18 protein-coding genes are annotated in these 20138 nt (G+C 40.1%); 3 read left to right on the top strand and 15 right to left on the bottom strand.

Going from position 1 to position 20138, the window contains the following annotated elements:
- Window positions 1-171: 171 nt before the first annotated feature.
- Window positions 172-1065 carry a peptidylprolyl isomerase gene (locus H9648_RS15730; RefSeq protein WP_191754765.1) on the top strand — a complete coding sequence of 298 codons (894 nt, stop codon included), beginning with the start codon at window positions 172-174 and terminating at the stop codon, window positions 1063-1065.
- A gap of 257 nt (window positions 1066-1322) precedes the next feature.
- On the opposite strand, the gene H9648_RS15725 is transcribed toward H9648_RS15730, so the two are convergent.
- From H9648_RS15725 to H9648_RS15685, 9 genes are all read right to left on the bottom strand, one after another.
- A complete protein-coding gene (locus H9648_RS15725) occupies window positions 1323-1673 on the bottom strand; it encodes a sporulation YhaL family protein (protein WP_191754763.1) in 351 nt (116 codons plus the stop codon).
- A 61-nt stretch (window positions 1674-1734) separates the two neighbouring features.
- Window positions 1735-3045, bottom strand: coding sequence for an MDR family MFS transporter (locus H9648_RS15720; RefSeq protein WP_191754761.1), 1311 nt, complete (start codon window positions 3043-3045; stop codon window positions 1735-1737).
- Window positions 3046-3656: 611 nt separating this feature from the next.
- On the bottom strand, window positions 3657-4616 hold the full coding sequence (yhaM, locus tag H9648_RS15715) for a 3'-5' exoribonuclease YhaM (protein ID WP_191754759.1): 960 nt from the start codon (window positions 4614-4616) through the stop codon (window positions 3657-3659).
- A 103-nt stretch (window positions 4617-4719) separates the two neighbouring features.
- Entirely contained in the window at window positions 4720-6084 is a 1365-nt protein-coding gene (locus H9648_RS15710; RefSeq protein ID WP_191754758.1) for a sensor histidine kinase, read from the bottom strand.
- Window positions 6081-6758, bottom strand: coding sequence for a response regulator transcription factor (locus H9648_RS15705; RefSeq protein ID WP_191754756.1), 678 nt, complete (start codon window positions 6756-6758; stop codon window positions 6081-6083). Before H9648_RS15705 ends, H9648_RS15710 begins: the two co-directional genes overlap by 4 nt.
- 20 nt (window positions 6759-6778) lie before the next feature.
- Window positions 6779-9634 carry an ATP-binding protein gene (locus H9648_RS15700; protein ID WP_191754754.1) on the bottom strand — a complete coding sequence of 952 codons (2856 nt, stop codon included), beginning with the start codon at window positions 9632-9634 and terminating at the stop codon, window positions 6779-6781.
- Between the two features lie 8 nt (window positions 9635-9642).
- On the bottom strand, window positions 9643-10860 hold the full coding sequence (locus tag H9648_RS15695; RefSeq protein ID WP_191754753.1) for a metallophosphoesterase family protein: 1218 nt from the start codon (window positions 10858-10860) through the stop codon (window positions 9643-9645).
- Between the two features lie 111 nt (window positions 10861-10971).
- Window positions 10972-12246: an ABC transporter permease gene (locus tag H9648_RS15690; RefSeq protein WP_191754750.1), complete on the bottom strand. Its 1275-nt coding sequence runs from the start codon at window positions 12244-12246 to the stop codon at window positions 10972-10974.
- On the bottom strand, window positions 12239-13135 hold the full coding sequence (locus H9648_RS15685; protein WP_153239274.1) for an ABC transporter ATP-binding protein: 897 nt from the start codon (window positions 13133-13135) through the stop codon (window positions 12239-12241). Before H9648_RS15685 ends, H9648_RS15690 begins: the two co-directional genes overlap by 8 nt.
- A 148-nt stretch (window positions 13136-13283) precedes the next feature.
- Here H9648_RS15685 and H9648_RS15680 point away from each other — a divergent pair, with 148 nt between their 5' ends.
- Together H9648_RS15680 and H9648_RS15675 are read left to right on the top strand one after the other, a co-directional pair.
- A complete protein-coding gene (locus H9648_RS15680; protein WP_137790551.1) occupies window positions 13284-13469 on the top strand; it encodes a YhzD family protein in 186 nt (61 codons plus the stop codon).
- A gap of 29 nt (window positions 13470-13498) precedes the next feature.
- A complete protein-coding gene (locus tag H9648_RS15675) occupies window positions 13499-13933 on the top strand; it encodes a GNAT family N-acetyltransferase (protein WP_318243543.1) in 435 nt (144 codons plus the stop codon).
- Window positions 13934-14284: 351 nt separating this feature from the next.
- Here H9648_RS15675 and H9648_RS15670 read toward each other — a convergent pair whose 3' ends face one another.
- From H9648_RS15670 to H9648_RS15645, 6 genes are all read right to left on the bottom strand, one after another.
- Window positions 14285-15769, bottom strand: a complete 1485-nt coding sequence (locus H9648_RS15670; protein ID WP_191754749.1) for an aldehyde dehydrogenase family protein — start codon at window positions 15767-15769, stop codon at window positions 14285-14287.
- A gap of 349 nt (window positions 15770-16118) precedes the next feature.
- Window positions 16119-16970: a Cof-type HAD-IIB family hydrolase gene (locus tag H9648_RS15665; protein WP_191754747.1), complete on the bottom strand. Its 852-nt coding sequence runs from the start codon at window positions 16968-16970 to the stop codon at window positions 16119-16121.
- A 155-nt stretch (window positions 16971-17125) separates the two neighbouring features.
- Window positions 17126-17494, bottom strand: a complete 369-nt coding sequence (locus tag H9648_RS15660; RefSeq protein ID WP_137790553.1) for a YlbF/YmcA family competence regulator — start codon at window positions 17492-17494, stop codon at window positions 17126-17128.
- Window positions 17495-17543: 49 nt separating this feature from the next.
- Window positions 17544-18680, bottom strand: a complete 1137-nt coding sequence (locus H9648_RS15655; protein WP_191754745.1) for a DUF445 domain-containing protein — start codon at window positions 18678-18680, stop codon at window positions 17544-17546.
- Between the two features lie 54 nt (window positions 18681-18734).
- Window positions 18735-19433 carry a Dph6-related ATP pyrophosphatase gene (locus tag H9648_RS15650; RefSeq protein WP_191754744.1) on the bottom strand — a complete coding sequence of 233 codons (699 nt, stop codon included), beginning with the start codon at window positions 19431-19433 and terminating at the stop codon, window positions 18735-18737.
- Window positions 19430-19990: a polysaccharide deacetylase family protein gene (locus H9648_RS15645; protein WP_191754742.1), complete on the bottom strand. Its 561-nt coding sequence runs from the start codon at window positions 19988-19990 to the stop codon at window positions 19430-19432. Before H9648_RS15645 ends, H9648_RS15650 begins: the two co-directional genes overlap by 4 nt.
- Window positions 19991-20138 lie beyond the last annotated feature (148 nt).

The following is a 20138-nucleotide window of genomic DNA, read 5'->3' as shown; positions in this document are numbered from 1 at the left end:
AATGACCCGGTTTTAAAAATTTTTTTATTAAAATCGTGTAGAATACCCGAAAATACTGGATTTATAATGTGTAAATTTTCTCATATTTCATTTATTGAATAGGAATACCTATAACGTTTATGCTATAGTAAGAGTTGTTAAATTATTACTTCACAGTAGGAGTGTTTGAAAATGAAAAAATGGATGTTATCAATTGGACTCACAGCGGGACTAATTTCATTATCCGCTTGTAATAATGCTGGTGGTGCTGATTCAGAAGCCATCGTAGAATCTAAAGCAGGAGATATTACGAAAGAGCAATTCTACGATAAGATGAAGGAACAATACGGTGACCAAGTACTTAGTCAAATGATCGACGAAATGGTGCTTGAAGATAAATATAAAGTAACAGACAAAGAGATTGAAAAAGAAACAGATAAGATCAAAGAAGAGCTAGGTGGCGAGGATGCATTCAAACAAGCACTTGAGCAAAACGGCTTATCTGACGAAAAACAGCTAAAAGAACGCATCAAGTCTATGCTTTTAAATGAAAAAGCAGCAACAGAAGGTGTTAAGGTTTCTGAAGCTGAAATGAAGAAAACATTTGAAGAAAAATACAAAACGGAAGTTAAAGCGAGCCACATTCTTGTAGATGATGAGAAGACGGCTAAAGAAGTTCAAAAGAAATTGAACGAAGGCGGAGACTTTGCTAAATTAGCAGAAGAATACTCTAAAGACCCTGGTTCAAAATCAAAAGGTGGAGACCTTGGCTTCTTCGGTAAAGGCGCAATGGTTCCTGAATTCGATAAAGTTGCTTTTACTCTTGAAAAAGGAAAAACAAGCGAACTGGTTAAGTCTGAATATGGTTACCACATCATTAAAGTAACGGACAAGCGTGAAAACAAGTTCGAAGACAAGAAAGAACAGATCGAACAAGAGCTTAAGCAGCAAAAAGCGAAGCCTATCACTGAGATCTTAGAAAGCCTGAAGAAAAAAGCGGATGTTAAAGTAAAAGATAAAGAATTAAAAGAAAAGATGGAAAAGAAAGCTGAACAACCTCAAACGCCACAAATGCCTCAACAATAATGGCATGATATATGAAAACCAGACCCTTGATGGGGTCTGGTTTTTGTTTTGTACTTATACAGAAGGATATTGCACCACAGTTGGCTGCAATATCCTTCTTAAAACGACAGAGAAATTCACAGATCACATAAAAAATACACGTCATCACATAAAAAAGTCGGATTATCATATAAAAATGATAACATCAGCAGTACATGTCTACCCTAAAAAGACAGAACAATCAAAAGACATGTTCTTAGCAGGTCTTTTCCTTCATTCTACAGACGATTTGTGTCATCATGATAATGATCTTCATCCCCTGCTGCTGCAACTAAATCCTCTGCATCATCATCTTCAGCGGAAGACTGAGCTGATTCCTGAGCCTTTGCTCTCTCGATACGCTCCATGTATACTCTGCCTTCTTCTTCAATCACTCTTTGCTCAATTTCTTTATCTTCTTGGAACAATGTAACGATCCGATAACCGCTATAGATAATGCCACAAAGCACAAAATACATCCACCATGGAGTCATAGTAAAGAAGTTGCCCACTCCAGCTGAGTATTCTTTCAACACAAAGGCAGCTATGAGTATGGCACCGAAAAATAAAGCAGCGTATCCTTTCATCATTTAACTCCCCCTTATTAGACAAGCTTTACATCCAGTCTATGAGGGATTATAAAAAGTTATGTCATGAAAGTGCAGGTTCAGCTTTAGATTCTTTTTCTGATTTATTTGACTGAACTTTCTTGTCAAAGGCACGGAACATCACGTAATAGAGTCCGGCACTCATCACCGCTAATACAAATAGAAGATAGAACGTATTTTCAAAACCAATCCACATTGTTAATGGAATAGAGATCGGTGCGATCGTACGTCCGATTGTAAATCGCAGACCCGCTGCAGCAAAGTACTGCCCTCTCATGTTTTCCGGAGCAAGCTTAGAAATAAAGCTCTCTTGGATACCAACTACCATCAGCTCAGCCGTTGTAAAGATGACCATCGCACCAAAAAGGATCCACATCATCGTCGTACTTCCAAACACAAGCATCGACACACCATATAGAAGTGCAGAAAGAATAAATACCCTGCCTTCTTTGAATCGGTTCATCCATTTAGCCATCCAAACCGTACATAATGCGACCATCAATCCGTTAAGCGAGATCAGATAACCAAAAACCTTTTCACCCGTTAGCGAAATGTCCCAGTTCCCAATGGCAAAGAGCGATTGCTCTGGCACTTTTTCCGTTGTATAAACTGCTAGGAGTAAATCCATTTGCATGAAGGTCTGAGCTACAAGAATACCCGCTAAAATAAAGAGCAAGAATAACTTATCACTCGCGATCACTCGATAGTCTTTCAACTGTTCGCCGATCGCCTGGAACCAATTCTTATCAGTCCCTACTTGTTCTAATACTTCTTTCTTTACCGGAACCGTTTCACGAATGTATTTCGCTAACACTACGGCTAACACAACGCTCACTAGTAAACATGCTAGCAATAATTCAAAACGGTAAGAGAAAAAGAAGATACTTCCTAATACAGGACCAAAGACCACCGATATATTGATCGATGTGTAAAACACGGCAAACACTTCACTCCTATGCTTTTCTTCTACAACGTCTGCGATCATCGCATGACTAGCTGGCCAATACAGAGAACCAAACAATCCTAACGCTGAAAACGCAATAAACGTTAAAATCGGCGAATCCATCCACGGTGAGTTAGCAAGACAGAAAAATATAAACGTTGCTGCCTGCCCCCAAGCCGAGATTACCATCATCTTCTTTCGTCCATATTTATCCGCACAATAGCCACCTACAAGGTTTGTGATGACACCGACAACTTGTGACAGGACTAATAAAATACCAGCTGTTGTTTTTCCCATTTCATCTGAAAAGTAAATCGCCATAAACGGGAAGAACATCCAAAACAATAGATTTACAAAAAACTCTCCAATTAAACGAACCTTTAGATTAGCATCCCAATCTTTCCATCTCATGCTGTCCACTTCTTCCTTTTTGTTATTTCCGACACTGTTGATTTATCTGATCCAACTTTTGAGCAGTCACCTTCATAAGCAAGCCGTGAATACAGCTATTTTTTCAATGAGAGCATAGAAAAAAGCCTATGAGTATACACCGTTACATGTGCATACCATAAGCTTTTCGTAAAAAAGGCTCGGGATGACACATGGAGAGATTGCTCAAAAGCAGGTAGATCGCATAGCAAAATAAGCCTTCCCAAATGGGATTAGACGTTATTTAGCCAGCTTTCTTTCCTTACCTTGAACAATGCTAACCATGAGTCATTGCCTCCTAAAATTTCGTTTCTTAACTTCCAATTCCAAATTTACCATATCTCCCATTTTTACACAATGGGTTTTTATCAATAATTGAGTTGCTTTGTTGCTCTTGTGGGTTGTTGATTTCCGCTTCAGGCTGCTCGCTTTCCGGGGGGCGTGCGGTGAGCCACCTCGTGCTTTGCACCTACAGTGTCTCACCTGTCACGCTAATCCCCCAGGAGTCTCGCACCTTTCACTTCAATCAACTGTCAATGAAGACAAGACAAGACAAGACAAAACACACTATCTAAAACCTTTAGAAACGGGCCTTAATTTTTCGCAAACTCCCCTTGGAATAGGGGTTTATATAACGATCTATTTTCTAGAGCGAACTGCTTATCTGTAAATTCTCCAGGCTGTACTTTTTCGAGTGCGCGGTCCATCATATTCATTCTAGCGTCAAAATTATCGATCATATGAAGGATCTCTGCTTCACGAATCAACGGCGCTTTAGGGCTTCCCCACTCAGGTTTACTGTGGTGACTTAAAACAAGATGCTGAAGGACGGTTACTTCTTCTCCTTCGATCTCTAACTCATCTGCCGCCTTTCCGATCTCGTTCACCATGATTGTAATGTGACCGAGCAGCTTTCCTTCGAGTGTATAAGACGCAGCAACTGGTCCTGACAACTCGATGACTTTTCCAAGGTCATGCAGGATGATTCCAGAATAAAGAAGGTCTGTATCTAAAGATGGATAGAGTTTGCTGAATGCTTTTGCCATATCCAACATGGATACAACATGAAACGCAAGACCTGATACAAACTCATGGTGGTTCTTAACCGCAGCAGGGTATTCTAGAAATTCAGCTTGATGTTTCTTTAATAAGTGTCTTGTGATGCGTTGGATATTTGGATTCTTCATCTCAAATATGTATTTGGTGATCGTCTCTACCATCGCGTCTTGAGATAATGGAGCTGTTTCTAGGAAATCACTAACCTTAACACCATCTAGTTCCGTTGCAGGGCGAATGGCTTTAAGCTTCAACTGCATTTTCCCTCTGTAGTTCCCCATCTCACCAGCTAGTTTTACGATAGCTTGAGCGGCGTAGAGCTCTTCGTCTTCTGGTGAACTATCCCATAGTTTTGCCTCCACATCACCTGTTTGATCTTGAAGGATCAGCGTCAAGAATGGTTTACCATTACTTGCCGTCCCTTTTACAGATGATTTGATAAGAAAGAAACCATCTACGATCTCTCCTACCTTATAAAACGCAAGTCCTTTTTTCATCTTTCACCCCGCCTTTCTTTGCTTTAGTATAGCATATCCGTCTATTTAACTACTTGTCGTAACACTCTTGCTGTAAAAATTACAACTAGTGAATGATTCTCTTCTATCTTTTTCTTTTAAGGTTAGTAATCGAAATTTTAATCTGAAAAGCTACACCTTCTGCTCTATTTTCCGCGATTACTCTTCCTCCATGCAATTCCGCAATTCGTTTTACGATAGCAAGACCCAGCCCAAACTGACCTTTATTTCCTTTACGGAACGGCTGGAAGATTTCTTCTCCAGTTACACCAGTAAGACGTTCTCCATCATTAAACACTTCAATAACAAATTCAGATCCATTATTAAAAGCTGAGAGTCGAATCGTCTCGTGTGCATAACGTAATGCGTTCTGAACTAAGTTATCCAGCAGAATACCCCATTGCTCTTTATCACCATTCAGATTGTAATGGTTACCTGTAATCTCAAAATCTATGTCTTCACGCTGATATCTGAAGCGTTCAACAATATCTTCTGCAAGATCACCAAAGTTAAAGTTCTCTTTTGTTAATACATCTAGTTTCAAAGCATCAAGCTTTGTATAGTACAGCATGTTTTGAACACGCTTTTCCATTCTCTCGGTTTCTTTTAAGATCACGTCCATCATATCTTCCGTTGTATCTTTCGGCATGATGCCATCTTTTACAGATTGAGCGTAACTCTTAATCGTCATAATAGGTGTCTTTAATTCATGAGATGCATGCTGAATAAACGTTTTTTGTGCATGGTCATGTCTTAACAAGTTTTGACGCATCTCTTCAAACTGCTTGGAAAGAATATAAAATTCATCATCACCTTTCCAATGAAACGGCTCTTGCCAGTTGCGTTTAGCGATCTGTTCGAACCGCTTTCCTAAGATGGTGAGTGGCGATCGTAAATACCGTGCTAACCAAATCGCAGGGATGATAGAGAATATACCTGTGAACAATAAAATCAGTACGAGTCTTAGCCATAATCTGTTGACCATTTGATCGCGATACGTATCCCACATATAGGAGATTAAGTACACCTTTTCGCCTTTTACGTTCGTTTTTGTTGTGATTGCATAAAATAAGGTGGCATCTTCGTACGTTAACTCGTAACGACCTTTATTCTTCTTTTGGTTGTATGCTTTTTCAGCCATCTCATATAGAACTTCCTCAGGTACAGGGTCACCTTGTGAGTTGGCGTACTTGTCAACAATCACAACATGTCCAACATCACGAGCTGCATTCCTTCTCTCAATAAAATCAGTTGGAGACTCCCCTTCTCTAGGAAGCTGATTATTGGGATCCCAGACATTCTGCTGTTCGTTCTCAATGATTCGATACGTTTCTTCAGTCAGCGTGTCTTTAATGGAAAGCGGATAGATGATCGCGGTTAAGAGACCAATCGTAAATATCAGCAGACCGAATGAAAGCCATATCCGCTGAGTTAGATTTAAGCGTATCATGACGGTATGATCCTATAACCAGCTCCGTAAACGGTCTCTAAGTTCAATCGAGGCATCTTCTTACGAACGCGTCTGATGACATCATCCACGGCACGTTCAGATCCGAAATAATCGTCTCCCCACACATATTCTAGAATCTCTTCTCGCTTACGAGACTTCCCTTTATTCTCAATCAAATAAAGAAGAACATCGATCTCTTTTCCTGTAAGATTAATCATCTCTCCATCACGTGTGATCTTTCTTGAGATCGGATCGATCATATATCCTGTAATCTCAATCGTTTGTGGCAAGCGGTTACCGGTTTCATAGATTCTTGTTAACAGTTTTCTTACGCGAATAACGAGCTCTCTTGGCATGAAAGGCTTGGCTAAATAATCATCACTGCCGAGCTCAAGTCCAACGATTCGATCTAAATCTTGGTCTCGCGCAGAAACAAAAATAACTGGAATGTCTGAAGCTTTTTTGATCTCTTTAATAATTTCATAGCCATCCATACCTGGCAGCATAATATCTAATATCCAAAGGTGCGGTTTGTTTTCTTCCGCACTTTTCAAAGCATCTTCTCCATTATGAAAAACGGAAACGGTCCAGCCTTCTTTTTCCATATAGGCTTTCAGCACTTGAGCAAGATCTTGTTCATCCTCGACTAAGTAAATGGAATACTCATTTGACATGAGCCATTCCCCTCCTTTGGTTACATTTCAGCGATAACAGATTGATGTGGCCAATGTATGACAGGGACCGCGGGAACCGTAGATGTGATATGTTTATGACAGGTAAAGAATAACACCTGCCGATTAAACGCCGTTTCTTGTATCAGTTGTAAGGTTCGTTTTGTCCTTAATCCATCAAAGTTAACTGCGATATCGTCCATTAAAATCGGAAAGTCTCTTGGTCCTGCATGAAAAGCTACTGCTAATCGGATAGCCAAATACACCTGTTCGGCAGTACCTCGACTTAACTCATGCGGATAAAAACCTAAACCATCACCATTTAAAACCATTAATTCATTATTATCTGTGAATGTAATAGATTGATATTCACTTTCTGTTATTTTACTAAAATAAACACTGGAAGTCTCTAAAACCGCTGGCAGCTTTGTTTTTTGATAATCTTCCTTCACTTTTGAAAGTGCATGCTGTGCAAGTCGCAAGCTTGCCCACTTCTTCACTAGCGTGTTCCATTCTTCTTTAAGCATCTCATATCGATGCAGGTTCTCTGAGTAACTGCCATCTTCAAGCAGTTTCGCTATTTCCCAATCGAGTTTCCCTTTTGCTTCTATCTTCTCGTCGTACCCTTTTTGCTTTTCTTGCACCTGTTCTTCCAATATCGAAATATGATGAAGGGTTGTCTCATAATTCACCGTTACTTTTTCTGCCATTACTGCGATTTCATCATTTGAAAATCCTAACGATATAAATTGATTAAAAAGCGTTTCACGTTCTTCTGTTAGCTTGCCAAACCGTTCCTTGTTCTTACCTTTTACATAAAAGTCCGCTTCGTTGCTAACTTTAGCTGCATCCCATAGACTGCGGATCTGAATATCTATAAAAGAAATCTTTTTCTGGAGCTCATTCTTCCGCTCGAGAAGTTCTTTTTTGCTTTGCTGAATGTGCTCTGATCGCGACTGATTTTTAAGTTGCTTCTCTAATTCAGCATAACAAGAGTTGATCCAGCTTTTCGTATCCTCCTGGAGTTCTTTACCGAATGCATGCGAAAGTGAAGAAGCCTTCTTCTCATAACTGCTTTGTTTAAATTCTATATCCTGCACTTTATTCTCTGTTTCATTTCGCTGTCTTAACAACTCTTTAAGCTGAAGCACTCGTTTCATATACCCTGATACAAAAAGACGATCTAACTTTCCTCTGTATCCTTGATCATGCGCCCATCGTTTCGCATGGTCCCAGACAGATGCTTCTTCCACCTCTAAATAATCCAGACGTTTAGCAAGCTGTACATAAATGTTGTTTTCATTAGAAAGCTGTAATGAGAGCTCAAGCCATTGTTTCCTATGAACCTCATCTTCTAACAATCGCTGATGTACGTGTTTTGGCATCTCTTCACCAGACGGATTCCTCTTTAGATACAGAAAACTTAGTACTAGCGATGTAATCAGTAGCAGCACTCCTCCAAGCATGACAGGAGGATGGTTTGAAACCCAGCCCGACCATAGAAGTAAGAGGGAAGAAAGAATGGGTAATAGTGTTGTGTAAAAAGAGACCTTTCGAGTTTCTTTATGATTAGAATGCTCATACTTTGCATATTCTTCTTCAGAAAGAAGCTTCTTTTTCTGTTTTGCTTCTTCTGTTTCAAATCGCTCCAACTTCACTCTAGAATCCTCGAGCTCGTCTTCTAACCTACTTTTTTTATCTTGAATCTGCTCATTCTGCCTGATCAAATCTTCTAGAAAATGAAGCGATGATAAAGATAGTGAAAGTCCCTTAAGTTCTTTTTCAGACCACGCTTCACCGATTTCATCAAAAAGCTGGCTTTCTTCTTTTCTTAACGACTGAATGTGGCGTTGTAGCTCTTGAAGCTGGTTGAAAAGATGTTCATATTCAGGAAGTAAGTTAAACAAACGTTTAATCTCTGTTTCATACCGTATGATATTTTCATTACTTATGATGGATCCGAGCTCAGCTTCAGCATCTTGAAGACGGCTATCATCGTAAGTTAAGTCACTTTTCAAGCGTGACAATTCTTTTCGTAACTCCTCATATTGTTGAAGACCGTTCTCTGGAAAAGAATATGATTCAGAATCAAAAGAGCGAATCTCGACATCAAGCTGCTTGTACCTTTGTAATACTGGCTTTAATTCGAGCAGCCTCTTGTTTGAGAGAAGTTCGGTTTGAATCTCTGTTAGTTTTTGTTTAATTACTTCTAGTTCCTTTTCATGGCCATCTTTCTCGTTCGTTAACGCTTGATAATTCTCATTTTTTTCTTTTAAGAGTTGCAGGGATTTTGCTGAAGATGATAGCTGTTCTAATCTTTCATTAATGATTGGTTTTTTACCTGCCTTTTTAAATAAAAGGGCTTGTTTCTTTTCAAAGGTCTGTTCAATGTCAAGCAGATCACGGTCACCTGAGATCGCGGTGCTTAATAAAAAGTTTCCAAGTTCTTCCGATGATAACTTGTCTAATTTCTGTAATCCATCTAGTCCAAAGCAGAAAGCACCCGTATACAAAGATTGTTCCATTCCGTCCAACAACTGCAGCAAAAATGCCTCTTCTTTCTGCTGACCGCTTTCATCATAAAGCCTGAGATCACCGGTTACAGTTGAATGTGCAACTCTCTCAATCGTCCATGTTCCGTGTACCTGATGATGAATGGTAATCTTACCACCCATTCTGTTTCCGTCTTTCGGTTCATAGCGGCGTTGATTTTGACTTTTTGTCGGAAAACCGTAGAACATGCATTTAATAAAGTCCATCAGAGTAGTTTTTCCGGCTTCGTTTTCTCCGTAAAGAATCTGCAGCCCTTTTTCTTCGAAGGAAATTTTACAATCCTTTAATCCACCGAAATGATAGATATGTAGGGTAACAAGTTTCATTTTTTCACCTACCTGTTTTTATGAAGTTCAGATAATAACAATTGTTCTGCTTGTTGTTTGATATCTTCCCAATCTTGTTCGTTCAACTCTATGTATTTTCTAGCTGTTCTGTGTGTCGATAACTCTGAGATCGCTAATTGCAATTCTGTGTCATTCTCTAAAATATTCTGTAGATCTTGAAAAAAGGCGGACTGTCTCATGGATTGTTCCTCTTGAAGAGATGGACTTGTTATATTCTTGATCGCAACCACATGCACAAAAGAAGAGTCATAATCTTCTTCACGCAAGATTTCTTCTAGATCTTCTATGAATGTTCCATCCAAAAACTCATGATAAAGCTGTGTTTGACCCGTCAACTTTAAGACGAGGAGTACACCTTTATTTTGTTGCAGATACGTGCTGATCTTTTTTTCACACAAATGGATCACTTCTTGCAGACTATCAACCTCTGTTAAATCAACTCGGCATTCCTGCCAATCGATTTCAGACGTGGAGTAAAACTGACTTTTTACTTCATTATGGTTTAATGTAACGATGTAACCACCTTTTTCACCTAGTTCTCCACTATGTCTGCCTTGTATATTCCCTGAATAACGAACAGGTGGTTCTAGATTTAGATCGATCCGTTTATGAATGTGGCCGAGCGCCCAATAATCGTAGCCCTTTTTTAGAAGCTCTGTTAGTAAAAATGGTGCATATCTGCTATGTCCGCTATAACCATCTGCCTGTCCATGCAAAATACCGATATGATACAGATCATCTCTTTTTTCGGGATAGTGTAATGTTCGATCATCTGTGACTGCTGCGGTTTCATAACTAAATCCGTGCAGAGCTGCTACTATTCTTCCTTGTTTTTCAAAGTGGAGAGTCTGAATGTGGCTGCCATCAAAAAAGTGCACATTGCTTGGCCATTCAAGATCTACCCATTGTCCATCTAACGGATCATGATTGCCATGAACAACATATACGTTTATGTTGTGACTGTTCAATTGCTTAAAACAATTTTTCAAAAAAGACTGAGCTTTTAAACTTCGGTTCCCACTGTCAAAAAGGTCACCTGCAATTACTACAAAATCTACTTCTTCTGAAATTGCCAGATCGATAAGCCGTTTAAAGGATACGAACGTGCTATCAAAAAGCCGCTGAAAAAGCCCCTCAGGCAACGAGGAAAGTCCTTTGAACGGACTATCTAGATGAAGATCTGCACAATGTAAAAACTTTATCATTTCACTCATCCTCTTTTTCTACCATTCTTCCCTTCATTTTAACATATATACGAAAGCACGTTCGCTTGTGAACGTGTAAAAAAAAGAGAGCACGAGGCTCTCTTTTTCAGATTAGATGTCGGTTGTGTTTTTCTTCTCTTGCTTCGATAAAAGAAGAGCTTGCTTGAACAACTTCAGGGACGGTGCGTTTCCGTACATTAATACACCACCGCGATACACACGAGCACCAATTATGGCAAACAAGAAGATGGCTCCGACTAGGACGCTGATTCCCAGTGCTACTTCCCAAACCGGTAATGAAAGCATCCCTACACGAAGCAGCATGAGCATCGGTGTAAACAGCGGGAAGTAGGATGCCGCTGCAACGAAACCAGACTCTGGGTTTTCTCTGCCGAACATGGCGATCATGAATGCCGCTACGATGACAATCACTACAGGTGTCATTAAATTATTTACTTCTTCAACTCTGCTGATCAATGAACCAAGCATCGCAAATAGAGTTGAGTAGAGGAAGAATCCTAAAATGAAAAACACAAGAGCATAAATGATTAATGAGGTTGGAATCTCATTCAGCTTTAATTCATTTATGATACTCTCACTTCCGCTAAGCTGTCCGTTCAATTTCACTGCCAGAAACCCTCCAGCAACAAACAACGCTAGCTGAGTTAATGCTAAGAGTACGATACCAAAGATCTTACCAAACATTTGTGTCACAGGCGATACAGAAGAAATCAGGATTTCCATAACACGTGAAGATTTTTCTGTTGCCACCTCTACAGCGATCATACTTCCATACATCATGACGGCCATGTACATGAAAAATAGAACCACGTAGACTAAGATATATACTTGTGCTGCTTCTTCCTCACTTTTTGCTGAATCAGACAATGACTCTTTAGCAAAAGAAACCGGCGAATAAATCGCAGCGAGCTGTTCTTGATTTAATCCGATGGACTCAGCGGCTGATTTGTTCTTAATCTGCTGCAGCGCTAGCTCTACATCTGCGATCAAGCTCTGTTGTGTTACATCTTCTGCTTTATATGTTCCTGAGATGATACCTGAATCATCCCTATCGAGAATTAAAATCCCTTCGATCTTACCATCAAGGACGGCTTTTTCTGCTTCACTCTCTGATTTTGTGAACGCTTCGGCTTTCAGATCATCACTCGTTTGCTTAAGCTGTGTTTGAAGTGCCGGAAGCGTGTCTCCTGTTCGGTCGATAACGCCAATTTTAGAAGCCTCATCTTCACCGAACATTTTTGTGATCTCGTTCATATTCGTTATTACGAATAACAAACCGATTGTAATGAGTGTTGTGATCAGAAATGGTTTTGATTTTATTTTAGATCGGTATGTATGCATCATTACGGTCATAAATTTACTCATGAACAACACCTACTTTCTCGATGAAGATATCATTTAAGGAAGGTTCCTCAAGTTCAAACTTTCTTACAAACCCTTTTGATTGGATAGCTTGGAATAAATCCTTTGCCACTTCTTCTCGTTCAACTTGAAGAATGATTCCGTCTCCTGTTGTGCGATGCTTAATAACTCCAGCCGTATCTTTCAGATAAGTTAGATCAAAATCCGCTTTAACAGATACGTTCTTTTTCCCAAAAGATCGTTTGATTTCTTTTAGATTTCCTTGAACAACTGACTTTCCTCTATGCATGATACAGAGATGCTGACATAGCTCTTCTACATGCTCCATTCGATGAGAGGAGAAGACGATCGTCGTTCCTTCTTTTTTCAGCTCATGTACAGCACTCTTTAGAAGCTCAACGTTCACAGGGTCTAGTCCGCTAAACGGTTCATCTAAGATCAAAAGTTCCGGACGATGAAGAACAGCCGCAATGAACTGGATTTTTTGCTGATTTCCTTTTGACAACGCTTCTACCTTCTTATTCAAATACTCTTCAGCACCAAAACGCTTCAACCACTTATCCGTCTGTTCTTGTATTTGTGATCGCGTCATACCGCGCAACTGCCCGAGATAGATCAACTGCTCTCTTACAGTCAGTTTTGGATATAATCCTCTTTCTTCGGGTAGATACCCTATAAGATCACTCGTCTCATAAGAGATTTCTTTATCGTTCCATGTAATTCTTCCTTGTGATGGTGTTAATAATCCTAAGATCATTCGAAATGTCGTCGTTTTCCCCGCACCATTCGCACCCAGCAACCCAAAGATCTCACCTCTAGGAATCTGTAAGTTAATTCCGTCAACGGCTGTAAAACTACCAAACTGTTTCCTTACTTCATTAATGGTCAACATGACTTTATCCCTCCCGCTGTAAAATATACCATATATTCCTAGTACGCGGGGGCAATCGCTTAAGTTTCATATAAATTCTTAAGTTTGTGGCAGGAAAAATTCGTCGAATGTTGAAATCCAATTTAGATACGAAAGGAGTTCGATCATCATGAATACATACGCACTAACTGCATACGAAAGTAATGGTGAAAAAATATTGGATGAAACAATTTCTGCACAGAGCGACTCTGAAGCAAAAGAGCAAGGAGAAGCCCGTTTGGCTGAACTGAACATGCAAGAAAAAACGCATCGTCTGACATCACCAAAGGGACAGTTGCTTCTTTTCCATCGCTAATGAAACTCATGGAAACGAGGGAGAAAACAGTGAGTGAAGTGATTCTACGAGAAGCTCGATACGATGACAGTTACGAACTTTCTTATTTAATGGGAGAGCTCGGTTATCCAACCAAGCCCGAAGAGATGACAGAGCGATTAGAGACACTGCTTCCTAATTCTGCTTATGCTTGTTTTGTGGCTTGTGTAAACGATCAAGTGATTGGGATGATCGGCCTTGCAAAAGGTATATATTTTGAGAAAAACGGCTGCTATGCACGTATTACTGCTTTAGTGGTAAGTGAAGAATTCAGAGGAAACGGCATCGGCAAGGAGCTTGTTCGTTATGGGGAAGAATGGGCAAAAGAACAAGGCTGTACGGCGATCTTGCTTAATAGTGGAAAACAAAGAACAGATACGCATGAGTTCTATCGTAGTCTAGATTATGATGATACAGGGTTGCGATTCATAAAGGTAATGCTTTAATAATCAGCTGCTTAACCATGTATAAGTTGTTCAATCAGAAGCAAGAAGATCGAGGAAGTGAAGTTTTTGAGGAGCGGAGTATAGTCTTCCTGCATGAGCACCGAGAAAACAAAACTGACGAAGAGTTTCGAAGCTTATCAATGAACAAATTGTTCATTCAGAAGCAAGAAGGTCGAGGAAGTGAAGTTTTGAGGAGCGGAGTGTAGTCCTCCTACATGAGCACCGAAAAAACAAAACTGACGAAGAGATTCGCCGCTTATCAATGAACAATGAAAAAACCGGATGCTGGATCTAGCACCCGGTTTTTCTTATTTATCCGTTCAATTTTTTGACCCCGTTATGTCTTGTTGTCTATTTAAGGTTCACCCACACACTCTTTACTTCTGTGTAGTTGTTTAATGCATAAGAACCCATTTCACGTCCGATACCCGATTGCTTGTATCCGCCGAATGGTGAAGCAGCATCAAACGCATTATAGCAGTTCACCCATACTGTACCAGCACGAAGCTTGTTCGATACATAATGAGCGGTTTTTAGATTCTCTGTCCATAGTCCTGCAGCAAGACCATACTCAGAGTCATTTGCACGAGCGATTACATCATCTAAGTCATCAAACGGCATTGCAGCCACAACTGGTCCGAAGATCTCTTCTTTCGCGATCGTCATCTTATCATCTACATCAGCGAAGATTGTCGGCTCAACAAAGTATCCTTTGTCAAATGGCGTTGTTCCTCCTGTTAACAATTCTGCACCTTCATCTTGTCCTTTTTGAATATATCCAAGAACGCGGTTATGCTGTTCTTGAGATACGAGCGGCCCCATCGTTGTATCTGGATCTAACCCAGGACCTTGCTTGATCTTCTTCGCATGAGACACAAGGTCTGCTACGACATTATCAAATGATTTCTTTTGAATATATAAACGTGATCCCGCACAGCAAACTTGTCCTTGGTTGAACATGATTCCGCTTAAGGCACCAGGAACTGCACGGCTCATGTCAGCATCAGGCAGGATGATATTTGGTGATTTACCACCAAGCTCAAGCGTTACACGCTTCAAAGAGTTAGACGCATTACGCATGATCAGCTTTCCAACTTCAGTGGAACCTGTAAATGCGATCTTGTCCACGTTTGGATGATCAACTAGCGCTGCACCTGTTTCACCAGCACCCGTTACAACGTTTAACACACCTTCTGGGAACCCAGCTTCATGTGCTAATTTTGCCAAGTAGAGTGCTGAAAGAGGTGTTTGCTCAGCCGGCTTCAGTACGACCGTACATCCCGTCGCAAGTGCTGCACCAAGCTTCCAAGCAGCCATCAATAATGGGAAGTTCCAAGGAATGATCTGTCCAACTACCCCAAGCGCTTCATGACGTGTATAGTTGAAGAAGCTTCCTGCTACAGGAATCGTCTGTCCCACAATTTTCGTTGACCAACCAGCATAATAGCGGAAATGTTCGATCGCGAGCGGAACATCTGCATTCATCGTTTCGCGGATCGGTTTCCCGTTATCCAATGTATCAAGCTGTGCTAATTCTTCTTTATTCTCTTCCATTAATTCTGCTAATTTGTAGATCAAGTAACTTCGCTTTGAAGCTGGCATCTTTGACCAATAACCTGTTTCAAAAGCAGCTCTTGCCGCCTTTACCGCCTTGTCGATATCTTCAGTTCCACCTTCAGATACAACTGCTAATACTTCTCCAGTTGAAGGGTTTAACGTTTCAAATGTTTTTCCGCTAGCTGAGCTGACCCATTCCCCATTGATAAAATGTTTTTTCGTTCCGTTAAGAAACTCGGCCACCTTTGGTTTTAATTGAAGGTCTAAAGTTTTTTCCATTTGAATCCTCCCTTTGCATTGTGGTTCTTACATAAATATTATTCGTCACGATTCATGTAAACCCTTTCATTTTCTACATTTGTAATAAAACTGAAACGTTTTTTACGAAATTCGACGGGAGTTGTCGAAGTGAGGCGAAGATTCCTGTGAGCAAGTATAAATCTCCGAGAACGAGCATAAATCCCCGCGAACGAGCATAAATTCCTGCCAACGAGCATAAATCCCCACCAACGAGCATTAATCTCCGCATGCCAATCTCTACACCTTCATTCTGCACCCTACACAACAAAAAAAAGACTCTTTCTAGACATAAATGTCCAAAAAGAATCCTACTTCATCATCTACTTATCTATCTTTTCAATGTCTGGAAGCGCATCTGCTTGCGGAACACTTCTTTTATCATGTACGGAACGCCCAGCTGGTCGTTTGTACGCGTGATCCACTTTGCTTTTCTCTTCACTTCTTCAGGTGCGTTTGCCATTGCTACACCTAGACCTGCAAATTCAATCATATCCAAATCGTTATACGAATCCCCGATTGCTACCATCTCATTTGGAGCGATCCCTAGTTTCTCACCAAGGTACCTTAAGGCATTTCCTTTTGTTACTTTTTTAGCTGTGATCTCCAACTGACATTTGGCCGATGAAGAATACTCAAAGTCTGGCATATGTTCTTTTAGGTACTTCATTGCAGAGTCGCATTCTTTCTCATCAAAGAACTGTACATCCATCTTTGGTGGTGCCACTTCTTGTGAGAGAACGTAGTCTCCTAGATTTTCTGTAAAAGATACAGGGTAGAACAGCGGATCACCTGTGCTTAATGTTAATTTCGCAACGAGCTGACTTTTTTGCTTGAGTTGATTTCCTACGGAGAAGCGCTCATGGACGACGCGCATGTGGCATTCGTAATTTCCAAGCACTTCTACCAATCTATAAGTATCTTCTACCGATAACCTTTTCTCTTGAAGAGGTTCATCAAGAGATGAAGCAATAAATCCACCATTATGACTGATCAAATAACTGTCGATCTTTAACGCTTTTGCGATCTTTTGTGTAGATGGAAAACTCCTGCCCGAAGCGAGTGTGACATAGACCCCTTTTTTCTGCACATAATCAATGGCTTCTTTCGTTTCTTTATCGATACGGAAATTGCTTCGCAGTAGGGTTCCGTCGATGTCAATCGCTAGTAAACGGTATACCATGATGCGCTCCCCCATTTCGCGAAAATATAGTATAAGAACTCGTGTTAAGTTTATGACCTTGAAACATGCTTTAGAACGCGGACAGACCTAAGAAATATGAGGCAAAAGAAAAACCCCCTGCTACAAAAGTAACAGGGGGTTAGATCAGCACATTATTATTGCTGTTGTCCGTCTTCTTCAACCATTGGTCCGTAAAGCTCTTCCAGTGGCTTTGTGATCACTTTATTTAGATCATTGATGATCATGCTCATGCGTTGCTCCGCTGCCATAAGCTTTGAAATCGTTTCGTTCTGCTGTACATCAGCAAAAAGCTTTTGAGCTTCTTCAATCTCTTCAGGAGTCACTTCTTGGCCGTTCATTTGTTTTTGTTGAAGATTTACTTGAATATCACGGAATTTACCGAAAAGTTCTTTCGTTTCCGGATTGTTATTTACTTCATCATAGCTTTGTTTTAAAGCTGTAAAGTCCTCACTATTGCGCAATGCTTTTTCTAAGTCGTAAGCAACATCGTATACGTTTGACATTGGTAAAATACCTCCTATTGATTAACTACGGTACCCACTATAACAGACTCTACAAAAATAGTACAAGAATACCTTGAAATACCCCGATAATTCCACCTAACAAGGCTCCAAGCCATGTTATCATCTTAAGTTCGCTTTTTGCGATTGATATGATGATTTCCTCTAGAAGCTCTAGAGAAAAGGCCTCAACCTGTTCTTCCACAATTTTCGCAAGATGCATCTTTTCAAGCAGCATTTCTAATCGATCAACAAATAGATCTAGACCTGCAGATACTGCTTTTGGTGTAAGGTCATCCATTATCCAGCTCTCAACCGAACTCGCTAATGAAGAAACAGGTGTGTTTAAATACTCTTCGATAGGAAGTCTAGCTGTAATTTCTTTTGCTAAACCTGTCGTAAACTCAGGCAGTTTCAGCAGCCCTAGTGCCTCTTCCATTCTTTTTTCCATAAAGCTTCGGTATTCTTGCTGAAGAAGATTCAGTAAGGTATCACGTGTATTTTCATGTTTCATGAATTTGATCAGTTCTGGTTGTACTTTGTCTGCGATACTAACATTACCAAAAAACATAGATACCATATTAACGAGCATCCCTTTATCCATTAGAAAAGCATCAATGCCACTCGCAAGTGATTGCCGGCCTTCTTCACTTTCTAAATAAGTAACCCCTTTGTTCAAGAGCCAATCTACGACTTCTGGTAACTTTTCTTCCCCTGCAGCAACAAATTTTTCTGGCAGAACATCTTTCATTTCCTTACCATTTGATTCCTGAAGCATTCTATTCATTCGAGAACTCAGCCATGCTTCGGTTGTTGTTTGGATTCGGTTCTGAACATCATCCACACCGAAATCTTGTTTAAGCAGGTCACTGATTGTCATTTCACTCTTTAAGAATCGTTTCACTTCTACTTGAACGAGTTCAGTCATCTCTTTGCGAAATCCGTTATCGTTAATTTTCGCTTGTACACCTTCTGCGGTCAGAAGATGCTTGGTTACGGTCTCACCCAGCTGCACGGCAAGTTGTTTTCTACGCTTCGGTATGAGTCCCGGTGTAAATGGAACTCGATATTTACCAATGTATAATGTAGTAAACGGTCTAAATAACATTCGGATTGCAATGGAGTTTGTTAGACCACCAATAAACGCACCGACGATCGCCATGATAGAAATTGAAATCCATATATCCATATTTTTGTCTCCATTACTCTAGATTCTCTTTTCCTAGTAAATGTGAATTGCTAGCTATTTGGGCTTCCCTTTTGGAAGGATATCCACATAATAAAAACGATCTTCATTACTAAACATATCTTTTACCATTCGCGTCTCACCTAACGTATACGTAACAGGAAAGGAAAAGTTCGGTCCATCAAAAACAAACGTATGAAATTCTCCGTTCTCACCACATATATCATGTTTCTTCGGATAGTCTGCTATAAATTGCTCGTCTATAACACGGCCAGTAAAAGAGGAATCGATTTTTAATGTATCTGAGCAGCACACAACAGTCTTAAACCCTTCACTCAAAAACTCCTCAATAATTTGCTCAGAACTCTCACCCCATATTGGAAAAATTGGTGTGATTCCTGTACCTTCTAACATGTTTTCGCGATATTTTTTTACATCTTCTAAAAAAATATCCCCAAACATGATGTGCTGTATACCATCAGCTTTAATGCCGTCAACAGCTTGTTCCATTCTTTGTTGGTACATATCGTTCGAACAATCTTTAGGGATCCAAACCGCTCGTAGAGGTAAGCCAAGTGATTTTGCCTGCATTTCTAAAAGTTCATTTCGAACGCCATGCATGGTTGTCCGATTGTAGTCTTCTGTTAACGTTGTTAATAAGGAATCGATCTCCCATTCTGCCGACTTCTGCAGTCGATACAGAGCTAATATAGAATCTTTCCCTCCGCTAAATGAAACGACAATTTTCTTCTTCATCTAGGACCCTCCCTATATAACGATTTAGGAGGCAATACAAATTCATAGCCTTCTAGTTTTAATTCAGAAATCAGTTCATCTAAAATTTCTACGGTTTGCTTTAATTCATGAAGAAGAATCACAGAGCCATCCTCAGCATGATTCAAGATGTTATGAACAATGTGTAAGGGATTTTTTTTGTGTTCCCAATCCAGACCCGCCACTTCCCATAATAAAGGAATCACATTGAGCTTCTTTAGAACATCCAACGTATCTTCATTAAATTGTCCATAAGGCGGACGAAAATATTTCACTTCTTGACCTGTGAGAGATTCTAGCTGTTTCAAATTCGTAGAAATATCATGAAGCTGGTCATGATAAGATAGTCTCGTTAAAACACGATGGCGCAATGAATGCCCACCGATTATATGTCCTTCTTCAATCACACGTTTCCAAGGACGTTTTACATGCAACAACTTTGACTGCCAAAAGAACAGTGCTTTTACTCCATGTTTCTTTAGGATATCTAGCAGTTCAACCAAAACAGAAGATGGCCCATCATCAAATGTAAGAATCAATGATTTTAATTCTTTAGATGAACCCTGCTTGTCCCAATTTTTTTTATTCGTCCAAATCTCTTTATTTTCCCAGTCGTACACGACCGTTGCAGAAGTTACTCAAGGACACGTTTTCATGGTGTCTCCTCCTTCTTGGGAATCTGTTAGT

This window comes from Fictibacillus norfolkensis (assembly GCF_014836645.1).
GTDB lineage: Bacteria > Bacillota > Bacilli > Bacillales > Fictibacillaceae > Fictibacillus > Fictibacillus norfolkensis.
Note: the sequence above shows the minus strand (reverse complement) of the source record. Positions and strands in the feature narration are given on the sequence as shown.

Bases quoted from the DNA above. Each gene is read 5' to 3' on its own strand.
- H9648_RS15720 (WP_191754761.1), bottom strand. From the start codon at position 3,045: ATGAGATGGAAAGATTGGGATGCTAATCTAAAGGTTCGTTTAATTGGA.
- H9648_RS15685 (WP_153239274.1), bottom strand. From the start codon at position 13,135: ATGTTGACCATTAATGAAGTAAGGAAACAGTTTGGTAGTTTTACAGCC.
- H9648_RS15660 (WP_137790553.1), bottom strand. From the start codon at position 17,494: ATGTCAAACGTATACGATGTTGCTTACGACTTAGAAAAAGCATTGCGC.
- H9648_RS15665 (WP_191754747.1), bottom strand. From the start codon at position 16,970: ATGGTATACCGTTTACTAGCGATTGACATCGACGGAACCCTACTGCGA.
- H9648_RS15710 (WP_191754758.1), bottom strand. From the start codon at position 6,084: ATGATACGCTTAAATCTAACTCAGCGGATATGGCTTTCATTCGGTCTG.
- H9648_RS15700 (WP_191754754.1), bottom strand. From the start codon at position 9,634: ATGAAACTTGTTACCCTACATATCTATCATTTCGGTGGATTAAAGGAT.
- H9648_RS15695 (WP_191754753.1), bottom strand. From the start codon at position 10,860: ATGATAAAGTTTTTACATTGTGCAGATCTTCATCTAGATAGTCCGTTC.
- H9648_RS15690 (WP_191754750.1), bottom strand. From the start codon at position 12,246: ATGAGTAAATTTATGACCGTAATGATGCATACATACCGATCTAAAATA.
- H9648_RS15730 (WP_191754765.1), top strand. From the start codon at position 172: ATGAAAAAATGGATGTTATCAATTGGACTCACAGCGGGACTAATTTCA.
- H9648_RS15725 (WP_191754763.1), bottom strand. From the start codon at position 1,673: ATGATGAAAGGATACGCTGCTTTATTTTTCGGTGCCATACTCATAGCT.
- H9648_RS15650 (WP_191754744.1), bottom strand. From the start codon at position 19,433: ATGAAGAAGAAAATTGTCGTTTCATTTAGCGGAGGGAAAGATTCTATA.
- yhaM (WP_191754759.1), bottom strand. From the start codon at position 4,616: ATGAAAAAAGGACTTGCGTTTTATAAGGTAGGAGAGATCGTAGATGGT.
- H9648_RS15680 (WP_137790551.1), top strand. From the start codon at position 13,284: ATGAATACATACGCACTAACTGCATACGAAAGTAATGGTGAAAAAATA.
- H9648_RS15655 (WP_191754745.1), bottom strand. From the start codon at position 18,680: ATGGATATATGGATTTCAATTTCTATCATGGCGATCGTCGGTGCGTTT.
- H9648_RS15670 (WP_191754749.1), bottom strand. From the start codon at position 15,769: ATGGAAAAAACTTTAGACCTTCAATTAAAACCAAAGGTGGCCGAGTTT.
- H9648_RS15705 (WP_191754756.1), bottom strand. From the start codon at position 6,758: ATGTCAAATGAGTATTCCATTTACTTAGTCGAGGATGAACAAGATCTT.